This is a genomic window from Flavobacterium sp., assembly GCF_049318185.1.
In the GTDB taxonomy this organism is placed as follows: Bacteria; Bacteroidota; Bacteroidia; order Flavobacteriales; family Flavobacteriaceae; genus Flavobacterium.
The window spans coordinates 1-8,735 of record NZ_JBMOGV010000098.1 but is presented as its reverse complement, the minus strand read 5'-3'; the positions used below and the strand labels follow the sequence as shown (position 1 = coordinate 8,735).

Below are 8,735 nucleotides of genomic sequence, written 5' to 3'. Positions count from 1 at the left end.
TCAGAAATGCAGTTAAACTAATGGATAGCAATCTAAAAAAGTTAATTCCTTTTGCGCTCACCTACAAGAAAAATATTTTTTTTAATGTGTTTTTCAATATTTTTTATGCTCTTTTTTCAACTTTATTGATGGTATCCATGATACCAACTTTAAATGTTCTATTTGGACTAAATGAAAAAGTAACATCACCACCAATCTTTAACGGAATTGGAAGCATAAAACAGTATTCCGAGCAATTTTTGAACTATAAAATAACATCGCTTACAGCAAATTATGATTTCAAAATTGCTTTGTTATTTGTTATTTCGATTATTATATCCACAGCATTTTTAAAAAATGCTGCCAATTATTTTGCATCCTACCATGTTACTCGATTAAGAAATGGCGTGTTAAGAGATATTCGAGAAAAATTATACAATAAAATCATCCACTTACCTATTTCTTTTTACTCAGAAAAAAGAAAAGGCGATGTTATGTCTAGAATGCTTGGCGATGTTAATGAAGTTCAGAACTCATTTTTTCAGGTATTAGAATTAGTTGTTAGAGAACCTTTAACAATTCTATTTTCTATAATTACTATGTTTATCATAAGCCCTAAGCTGACATTTTTTGTTTTTATTTTTATACCCATTTCTGGATTTTTAATATCCCGAGTGGGTAAAAACCTAAAAGCAAAGTCAACTTCTGCTCAACAAGAAAACGGAGTTTACATTTCAGTGCTTGATGAAACTTTAAGCGGATTAAAAGTCGTTAAAGGTTATAATGCTGAAGAAACTTTCATTTCAAAATTCAATTTCTCTGTTAATAGATTATTGAAATTAACGAACAGTATTGGGAACAAAAACAACTTAGCATCTCCGTTGAGTGAATTCTTGGGTATACTAACAATTGCTACTTTATTATGGTATGGCGGCCAAATGGTAATTGTAGAACATTCATTAACATCAACAACATTTATTACTTATATTGCTTTGGCTTATACCATTTTAACCCCAGCAAAAGCTATATCAAAAGCTTCTTACCAAGTAAAAAGTGGACTTGCAGCTGCTGAAAGAGTTTTCAGTTTGATGGAACAAGAAAATGATATAACGAGCAAAGAAAATGCCATCCATAAAGAAACTTTCGAAACTGGAATTTCCATAAAGAACATCAACTTCAGATACAATGAAGAAAATGTTTTGAAGGACTTTTCACTAGAAGTACCCAAAGGAAAAACAGTGGCACTTGTTGGGCAATCGGGTTCTGGAAAAAGTACTATTGCCAATTTATTGACCCGATTTTATGATGTAAATGAAGGAAAAATTACAATTGATAATGTGGATATAAAAGATTTGGATTTACTATCGCTTCGAAGTTTAATGGGATTGGTAACTCAAGATTCTATTTTATTTAATGATACCATAAAAGCGAATATCTCTTTAGGAAAATTGAATGCTACTGACGATGAAGTTATTGAGGCCTTGAAAATTGCCAACGCTTATGAATTTGTAAAAGAGTTGCCCGAAGGAATTTATGCCAACGTTGGCGATAGCGGGAATAAACTTTCAGGTGGACAAAAACAACGATTATCAATTGCTAGAGCTGTTTTGAAAAATCCACCTATAATGATTCTGGATGAAGCAACTTCGGCATTGGATACTGAAAGCGAAAGATTAGTTCAAATTGCTCTGGAAAATATGATGCAAAACCGTACTTCAGTAGTCATTGCACATCGTCTTTCCACCATTCAAAAAGCCGATATAATAGTAGTCATGAAAAAAGGTGAAATTGTTGAGCAGGGAACACACGAGGAGCTCATAGCTAAAAACGGAACATATACCAAACTGGTTTCTATGCAATCTTTTGACTAATATATAGCAACAAATCAAATATCAAAATTTCTGAAAATCCTGATACGGTTGTATGGAAATACTTGGACTTGTTGAAATTTATTAATTTATTGCTTTCGCAAAAATTATTTATGTAGAGATTTAAAAAGTTTATCCACTCTAAAACAGTGAATTATTACTACAATTTTGCCGTCAATTTGATATTAAAAACTCTTGTAGTCATATAATTTGGAATTCCATACTGGTTTTTAGTATACACATCTCGAACCCAAGTATTAGTAATAGCATTTTGATTGTCAAACAAGTTAAAAATCTCAAAACCTACAGATAAATCCTGAAATTTCTTTAACCAATGTCCATCATTTCTTTCATTATTTCTTTCGGTTAAAATATAGGAAAACCCAACATCAGCACGACGATAATCTCTTAATCGACTTTGATAGGTATAAACATCAGCATAGGAAGGCGAACCGCCAGGCAAACCTGTATTGTAAACCAAATTCAAGTACAATTTCATATTGGGAATGTTTGGCATATAATCTTGAAATAAAATACCAAACTTTAATCTTTGGTCTGTTGGACGTGCAATGTAACCTCTGTCATCCTGATTTTCTTCTGTTTTCATGTATCCAAAACTCAACCAAGATTCAGTTCCGGGAACGAATTCTCCATTCAACCTCATGTCTAATCCATAAGCATAAGCCGTTGCATCATTATTGGCACGATAACGAATTCTAACATTTTCTAATGTATAGGTATTTACATCATTCATGCTTTTATAATAAGCTTCTGTGACTAATTTAAAAGGGCGATTATTCATTTTAAAATTATAATCGTTACTCAATACAAAATGAATAGATTGTTGCGCTTTTACATTGGGATTGACTTGTCCATTCAAATCTCTTAATTCTCGATAAAAAGGCGGTTGATAATAATAGCCTATGGCTAAACGAAAAAACATATCTTTCTCCCAATCAGGCTTGAGGGCAAATTGAGCTCTTGGACTAAAAACGGTTTGGTTTTTCGCATTAGAAATTCCATCTCCAGCAACCATCCAATTATGAAAACGGGCACCAGCAGTTACCCAAAACTGACTGCTTCCAATAGTTGTTTTGGTATTCCATTGTGTAAAACCTGAAAATCTATTAATGTCAATAAAATTTGTAGCTCTCACACTTTGATAGGGAACCAATGGTCCAATATAGGGATTATAAGGTTGATCGTTATGAGGCAAATTAATGATGGGAGGATTGATTGAAAATCCTGCGGAATCAATTACTTCCCATTCTACTATTCTATCTCTAATATTTTCTCGTGTGTATTTAAATCCCCAATCGATTTGATATTTTTTATTTTTCAAAAAATGAGTTCCTTTTACTTCGGCATTTACGATTAGGGCATCCAAATCATTACGAGCATGATTTAATTGAGTGCCAATTCCACGATTGAAAGTTACTTGTCCGAGTGTTTCCGAACCAATATTAGTATCAACTTCTCCCAAATAATAAGCAGCATATATATCAAAATACTCTTGTTCTTGGGTATGATAAACTGAAGTTATGAGTTTAAATATGTTATTATCATCTTTAACAAAAGTTGTCTTGAAAGCTCCAAAAAGTGTTTGGTATTTATCTTTTTCTTGGCCTTCATAAAAAATTTGTAACGCTATTGGCTCATCAATGGTGCCAAAATTGGTTTGACGTGTTAACGGTTGATAGTTGTATTTGTTTTGCGATGCATTGCCTAAAAAACTAAATTGCCATTGCTTATTTGGCATAAAATTTACATTGGTTTGCACATCGGCAAAAGTGGGTCTGAAATTAGTTTGTGTTTCTTGACTATTCACCAAAAGTGAATTATCTCTATAACGAATTCCTGTTATTACTGACCATTTTTTATTTTTAGAAATACCTTCTCCTGTTAAACTTCCACCAAGGAAACTAGCCTCGGCAGCAATACTGTATTTTGTCGGCTTTCTATAGGTTATATCTAAAACAGAAGATAATTTATCTCCAAATTTCGCCTGAAATCCACCCGCAGAAAAATCTACATTCTGAATCATAGCTGTATTGGTAAAACTCAATCCTTCTTGTTGCCCTGAGCGTATCAAGAAAGGACGATAAACTTCTATTTCATTAACATAAACTAAGTTTTCATCATAATTACCGCCACGAACATTGTATCCCGAACTTAATTCGTTGTTGGCATTTACACCAGCAAATGTTTTCAAAACACTTTCAACACCTGGCATGGCACTTGTATTTCTTCTTATAGTTTCAGGCTCTATGGAAGTTATTCCTTGAACTCGTCTTTTGTTACTAGTAATCACAACATCATTCAGTTGTTCCGCTTTGTCATTCATCATGACATGGAATTCGAAATTCTCATTTGGTTTTAATTGCAGGGTTGCTGTAATGTTTTTTAAGGAAACGTGAGTAAAAACCAAAACCACTTTTTGATTTGCTGGAACGCTAATTTCGTAAAAACCATTTGAATCTGTTGTGACCGATTTGGTTTGATAACTTACGTTTACATTTTCAACTGGATTATTGTTCTCATCTAATACAATTCCGGCTACTTTGGAAGTTGGATTTTGTGCAAAAACATGGAGGCTTAGGGTTAAAAAAAGGAGCGTAAAAAGAAATTTATTTGTTCTCAAACTATAACTTTAAGGTTTTTGACTTCTAAAAAAATGTGTTTCAAAGATAGTAGAATTTCCAACATTATCAGTAACGACAACTTTTAAATCGTTTTTTCCTTCATCAACAATGCCATCTGAAAAATGATGTGTTAGTTGGTTGGTTTTACTTTCGTATTCGAGTAATATCCATTTTCCGTTCAAATATCCATTATAAGTTTTAATGCCTGATATATCATCAACGGTTGTAAATCCTAATTCTTTTTGATTACTAATCCATTTTCCTTCAATGTTTTTGGCAATTTTAAGTTTTGGCGCAACACTATCTTTAACTAATTTATAGTCTCCCAAATATTTGGTATAAATAGTAAACGATTTTTTAAACTTTTTAGTATTGTAGAAGTAAGTTTTTTTGCCATCAACCAAACCAATAAACATTTTTTCTCTGTCATTATCGGTTGCTAAACTATCTTCAAAGGTGATTTGAAAATTGCTAAAAGCAGGTACAATATCTTCGTGAAGGTTTAATTTTCTTTCCTTGACATCAAAATTCATATAAAAATCATCCAGAAAAGTGTGGGCCGGAATTGTAACTGTAACATTTTCAGCAGCATAAATATTGTCCGTTTTCACTTTAACCAAATATTTAGATGTCACAGGTGCCTGTTGTATCTTTTCGGGCAAACTAGAATATTGTATAGGAACAAATAGCTCTGTCCTATTTCCTGCAAAATCAGAAACTTGAATTCGATAGGTTTGAGAAATATTAGAGCTAACATTAATAATTCCGTTTGATTCTCCTGAATGAATTAAACTCAGAGGATAAGGGTTTTTCATGAAAAGCTTTTGTACACGTTGTCCTAATTTTTTATATCTGGTATAATCTATCAAAGCATTGACATATCTTGTTTCGTCAAAAGAAAAAGTATCAAACTGATACCCAAAATCTGGTTTACCATTTAAAAAAGTTTTAACACTAAAAATTCCATTCGCATTCCATGATACATTGTCAAAATCAATACTAGTAATGCCAAAACCAATATTACCTTGTGCCGTAACTTTTTCAGAAATAAAAGAACCATCCTCTTGTTGCGTTACACTCAATAAAAAAGGTCTTTTAGATTGATTTACAATAGTAGTACCATCAATAGGATAAACCCACAAACTAGTAACCTGAGGCCTTTTTTTATCTAATAAAAGGTCCTCAAATCCAAAATACATTGGGTTGATAATTTTTTCCGATTGCGTATCTCTAATTTCAAAATGTAAATGTGGCCCATCTGAACCTCCAGTATTTCCCGATAAAGCAATTAAATCTCCCTTGTGTACAATTAAATCATTCGAAGTTGGTAAAACTTCAATTTCATAAGATTTTGCCTTGTATTGCTCATTTTTAATGAATTTTTCAATCTCACCAAATCCAGACTGTAAATGACCATAGACAGAAGTATAACCATTGGGATGAGTAATATAAATGGCTTTTCCATAGCCAGCTTGCGAAATTTTTATACGCGAAATATAGCCATCAGCTGTAGCATAAACATATAAACCTTCTTTTTGTTGTGTTTTAAAATCAAAACCAGAATGAATATGGTTGGGTCTCAATTCACCGAAATTACCTGAAAGTTGTAAAGGAATATCCAGTGGTGAACGAAAATAGTCTTTTGGATACTGATTTTGTCCGAAAGAAAAAAGAGAATATAAAATAACCAGCCAACTATTTTTCATAAAAAGTACTTTTAGCTAAGTTAATTAAAAATGGATAAAATTTACAATTTAAAATATTTTTTAACTGTCTAATATACATATTATTATAAAAATGTCTGTTACTATTAAATAAATAATTGCCAAAACTATTGTACAAACAAAATAGAATTCTAACTTTGTAAGGTAAGTAATGAAAGAAGTAATTTATGAGTGAAATTGCAGAAATTATTGATTCTCTTGAAAATAGAATTGAAAAACTTTTTATGAAAATAGATAGTTTGGAAAATAAATCTGTTCTATTAAAAGAAGAATTGGAAAAATCTGCATCAAAAATTAAAAATCAGACTGATGAAATTGTAACATTAAAATCAGAATGTGACTCACTTAAAATAGCTAATTCATTATTAGGCGGTGAAGAAAATAAAAGAGATACGAAGCTTAAAATAAATTCATTAATCCGAGAGATAGATTACTGTATAGCGCAGTTATCAGACTAAAAACATGGATGAAAAGCTTAAAATAAAATTATCAATTGCAGACAGAGTTTATCCGTTAACGGTAGATGTGTCTCAGGAAGAAGGACTAAGAAGTGCTTCTAAAAAAATTGATGCTATGATTAAGCAATTCGAAGAAAACTATGCTGTTCGCGACAAACAAGATGTATTAGCTATGTGTGCTTTACAATTTGCTTCTCAAGTAGAACAAAAGCAAGTTAACAGTTCCATTGATAGTAAAGAGTTGGATAGATTGAAAAAAATTAATGATTTAGTAGTACAATATCTCGAAAAAAAATAACGTTCTTAACATAGATTACAACACCGCCTACATTAGATTTTAATTGGTAAACTCAACACTAACAATTTAGAATGAGCAAATCATCGTTACTAAAGCATGCTCCGCCACGGCAGAGAAACTTGACCAACGAGTTAGCTCAAAACTTGTCCTTACGAGTTTATGCATTTACCTAATGTAGGCTTTTTTTATATATAAACACTAACAAAAAAAATGGAAACTATATTTATAATAATTGGGTTAATCTCAGGAATTGCTGGAGGTTTTGGAATTGCAAAATTCTTAGAAAAAAGCAATATATCCAACACGGTCAAAAATGCTCAAAAAGAAGCAGCATCTATAATAAAAGATGCCAATCTTGAAGCCGAGAATATAAAAAAAGACAAACTTTTACAAGCCAAAGAAAAATTTCTAGAGTTAAAGTCAGAACATGAACAAGAGATTTTAGGAAAAGATAAACGAATAGCTGAAGTTGAAAAAAGAGTAAGAGATAAAGAGTCTCAAGTTTCGAGTGAATTAGCAAAAGCTAAAAAAGTTAACGACGATTACGAAGCAAAAACAACAGAATACACTTCAAAAATTGAGTTGTTAGATAAGAAGCAGCAAGAACTTGAAAAGCTTCATAAAAGTCAAGTACAACAGCTTGAAGTTATCTCAGGACTTTCTGCTGAAGATGCCAGAGAACAATTGGTAGAAAGCTTAAAAGCAGAAGCCAAGACAAAAGCCATGTCTCACATTCAAGACACTATTGAAGAAGCAAAACTAACAGCCCAACAAGAAGCTAAAAAAGTAATCATAAATACAATTCAACGTGTAGGAACGGAAGAAGCAGTTGAAAATTGTGTATCAGTTTTCAATATAGAATCTGATGATGTAAAAGGAAGAATCATTGGTCGTGAAGGAAGAAATATCCGTGCGCTTGAAGCAGCAACTGGTGTTGAAATTATTGTAGATGATACGCCAGAGGCTATTATCCTTTCTTGTTTTGATCCTGTTAGAAGAGAAATTGCGCGCTTGTCATTACACAAATTAGTAACTGACGGTAGAATTCACCCAGCTCGAATTGAAGAAGTGGTGGCAAAAACTACCAAACAAATTGATGAGGAAATTGCAGAAGTTGGAAAACGTACGGTTATCGATTTAGGAATTCATGGTTTACACCCAGAATTAATAAAAGTAGTAGGAAGAATGAAATACCGTTCCTCTTATGGACAAAACTTATTACAACACTCACGCGAAGTTGCCAAACTTTGTGGTATTATGGCAGCCGAACTAGGATTGAATGTTAAACTAGCGAAACGCGCTGGTTTACTGCACGATATCGGAAAAGTGCCAGATGCAGAAAGTGATTTACCACACGCCTTATTAGGAATGCAATGGGCCGAAAAATTCGGAGAAAAAGAAGAAGTTTGCAACGCCATTGGAGCGCATCATGACGAAATTGAAATGAAATATTTAATTTCGCCTATAATTCAAGTCTGTGATGCCATATCAGGGGCAAGACCGGGCGCAAGACGTCAAGTGTTGGATTCTTATATCCAAAGATTGAAAGATTTAGAAAACATTGCTTTTGGTTTTAATGGCGTTAAAAATGCTTATGCTATTCAAGCTGGACGAGAACTTCGTGTGATTGTGGAAAGTGAAAAAGTAAGCGATGACAATGCTGCTAGTCTTTCCTTTGAAATTTCGCAAAAAATTCAAACTGAAATGACTTATCCTGGGCAGGTTAAAATTACCGTAATTCGTGAAACTAGAGCGGTTAATATAGC

The 8,735-nt window shown here is 32.5% G+C and carries 6 protein-coding genes; 4 read left to right on the top strand and 2 right to left on the bottom strand.

Features of this window, described 5'->3' with window-relative positions:
* Nucleotides 1-20: 20 nt before the first annotated feature.
* A complete protein-coding gene (locus ACOYLT_RS08970) occupies nucleotides 21-1,850 on the top strand; it encodes an ABC transporter ATP-binding protein (RefSeq protein ID WP_422853520.1) in 1,830 nt (609 codons plus the stop codon).
* Between the two features lie 157 nt (nucleotides 1,851-2,007).
* Here ACOYLT_RS08970 and ACOYLT_RS08965 read toward each other — a convergent pair whose 3' ends face one another.
* Both ACOYLT_RS08965 and ACOYLT_RS08960 read right to left on the bottom strand, forming a co-directional pair.
* Complete coding sequence (locus tag ACOYLT_RS08965) at nucleotides 2,008-4,488, bottom strand: TonB-dependent receptor (protein WP_422853519.1); 2,481 nt, start codon at nucleotides 4,486-4,488, stop codon at nucleotides 2,008-2,010.
* A gap of 9 nt (nucleotides 4,489-4,497) precedes the next feature.
* Nucleotides 4,498-6,195: a M23 family metallopeptidase gene (locus ACOYLT_RS08960; protein ID WP_422853518.1), complete on the bottom strand. Its 1,698-nt coding sequence runs from the start codon at nucleotides 6,193-6,195 to the stop codon at nucleotides 4,498-4,500.
* A 185-nt stretch (nucleotides 6,196-6,380) separates the two neighbouring features.
* Between ACOYLT_RS08960 and ACOYLT_RS08955 the strand changes: the two genes are divergently transcribed.
* The 3 genes from ACOYLT_RS08955 to rny all read left to right on the top strand — a co-directional run.
* Nucleotides 6,381-6,671 (top strand): hypothetical protein, encoded by a 291-nt coding sequence (locus ACOYLT_RS08955; protein ID WP_422853517.1) that lies wholly within the window; start codon nucleotides 6,381-6,383, stop codon nucleotides 6,669-6,671.
* A gap of 4 nt (nucleotides 6,672-6,675) precedes the next feature.
* The gene (locus tag ACOYLT_RS08950; protein WP_422853516.1) at nucleotides 6,676-6,969 is read left to right on the top strand and encodes a cell division protein ZapA; all 294 of its coding nucleotides are present in this window, start codon (nucleotides 6,676-6,678) and stop codon (nucleotides 6,967-6,969) included.
* 210 nt (nucleotides 6,970-7,179) lie between these two features.
* On the top strand, nucleotides 7,180-8,735 hold a 1,556-nt coding region (rny, locus tag ACOYLT_RS08945; RefSeq protein WP_422853515.1), incomplete at its 3' end, for a ribonuclease Y.

Coding starts and splice junctions, on each gene's coding strand:
- ACOYLT_RS08950 (WP_422853516.1), top strand. CDS start 6,676: ATGGATGAAAAGCTTAAAATAAAATTATCAATTGCAGACAGAGTTTAT.
- ACOYLT_RS08960 (WP_422853518.1), bottom strand. CDS start 6,195: ATGAAAAATAGTTGGCTGGTTATTTTATATTCTCTTTTTTCTTTCGGA.
- ACOYLT_RS08970 (WP_422853520.1), top strand. CDS start 21: ATGGATAGCAATCTAAAAAAGTTAATTCCTTTTGCGCTCACCTACAAG.
- ACOYLT_RS08955 (WP_422853517.1), top strand. CDS start 6,381: ATGAGTGAAATTGCAGAAATTATTGATTCTCTTGAAAATAGAATTGAA.